We start from the raw sequence: 1,457 nt of genomic DNA, 5'->3' as shown, positions 1-1,457 counted from the left end.
CAGTTACTGATGAAGCATGGTTATCATGGAACAGGCATCAAACTGATACTCGACACAGTCAAGGTGCCAAAAGGATCGTTCTATAGTTATTTTGATAGTAAAGAAAATTTCACATCCGAGGCAATTACGCATTACATCACGCCTTTCATTTCCAGATTACAAGGCTTTTTGGATAATTCAGACTTAAATGGTCATCAGGCTATAAAAGCGTATTTCGACTCTTTGATAACTGATCTGGAACACTCTGATTTTAGCGGTGGTTGTTTACTAGGCGATATGATGGGAGAAATCAGTACCTCCAGTGAGTTATGCCGACAGACATTACTCGCCGCGATCACGGATTATTGTCAGCTTATAAGTCATGGACTCAGTGAAGGCCAGGCCTTAGGTATTATTCGTGATGATATGTCTGCAGATAACATGGCAATGCTGCTGTTCGATCAATGGCAAGGCGCGTTACTGCATATGAAAGTGGAAAGATCGACAGCCCCGTTATCACGTTGTTTATCGCAATTACTGGACGACTATTTTCTTCAACGTTAAATGACGTTGATTTTTTTCAGCCGGTTATAAAGACGACCGGTCATTTTTAAGAGGTAATAAGATGAATAAATATATTATCGAGCGAGAAATTGCAGGTGCAGGTGATTTGACCAATAATGATCTGGACCAGATAACGCACAAATCCTGTTCAATTTTAAGAGAGATGGGGCCGGAAATTGAGTGGGTAGAAAGTTATGTGACAGATAATAAAATCTATTGTGTATACAAAGCTGAAAGTAAGGATTTAATCTTGCGTCATGCAGAGCAAGGTGGTTTTCCTGCCAACGCTATCTCAGAAGTCAAAAATATGATTAAACCAAAATAAATACTGAGAAAAAACACACCCTATATAAAAAAGGGGAGAGAAATGAAAAATAAAACAAAAGTCACGTTAAGTGCCATGACATTAGCCATTAGTACCCTGTTGATGCTGAATGTCAATGCGGAAGAATACCCAGTAAAACAAGTGAGTGAGGGTATTTATTATCACCAGGGTGTTCAGGAAGATGCCAATCGGGACAATAAAGGTGAAATAGCCAATACTGGTTTTATCATCGGTGAAAAGTGTATTGCCGTAGTTGATACCGGTGGCAGTTACCTTGAAGGGAAATCGCTTTTTGCAGCGATACGCGACAAAAGTGATTTACCGATTTGTTATGTCATCAACACGCATGCTCATCCGGATCATTTTTTAGGCAATGCAGCATTCAAAGAGACTGAAGCAACCTTTATTGGCAACGATAAAATGCCAGCTGCAATCGAAGCCCGAAAATCGTTTTATGAAACCCGTTTCAGTGACATTCTGGGGCCTCACTTTGAAGGCACAGAGTTTATTGAGCCCACCCAATTAGTGAGTGTGGATGACCCCATCACTATTGACTTGGGTGAGCGTGAACTGGTTCTGACCAGCTATC

Annotated in this window: 3 protein-coding genes; all 3 read left to right on the top strand. The window is 40.6% G+C overall.

The features are described 5' to 3' along the window. Positions 1–543: TetR/AcrR family transcriptional regulator (locus tag B4K20_RS10230; RefSeq protein WP_289282810.1), on the top strand; the 543-nt coding region annotated here is incomplete at its 5' end. Positions 544–604: 61 nt separating this feature from the next. Next, positions 605–868 (top strand): DUF4242 domain-containing protein, encoded by a 264-nt coding sequence (locus B4K20_RS10225; RefSeq protein ID WP_289282809.1) that lies wholly within the window; start codon positions 605–607, stop codon positions 866–868. A 42-nt stretch (positions 869–910) separates the two neighbouring features. Continuing rightward, a partial coding sequence (locus tag B4K20_RS10220) for an MBL fold metallo-hydrolase (RefSeq protein ID WP_289282808.1) occupies positions 911–1,457 on the top strand: 547 nt, incomplete at its 3' end.

The sequence above is a fragment of the Methylophaga sp. UBA5088 genome (assembly GCF_002414625.1).
Classification (GTDB): domain Bacteria; phylum Pseudomonadota; class Gammaproteobacteria; order Nitrosococcales; family Methylophagaceae; genus Methylophaga; species Methylophaga marina.
The sequence above is the reverse complement of the archived record's forward strand: the minus strand, read 5'-3'. Positions and strand labels throughout refer to the sequence as shown.

Excerpts from the sequence above, each read along its gene's own strand:
- B4K20_RS10225 (WP_289282809.1), top strand. The coding sequence starts at position 605 with ATGAATAAATATATTATCGAGCGAGAAATTGCAGGTGCAGGTGATTTG.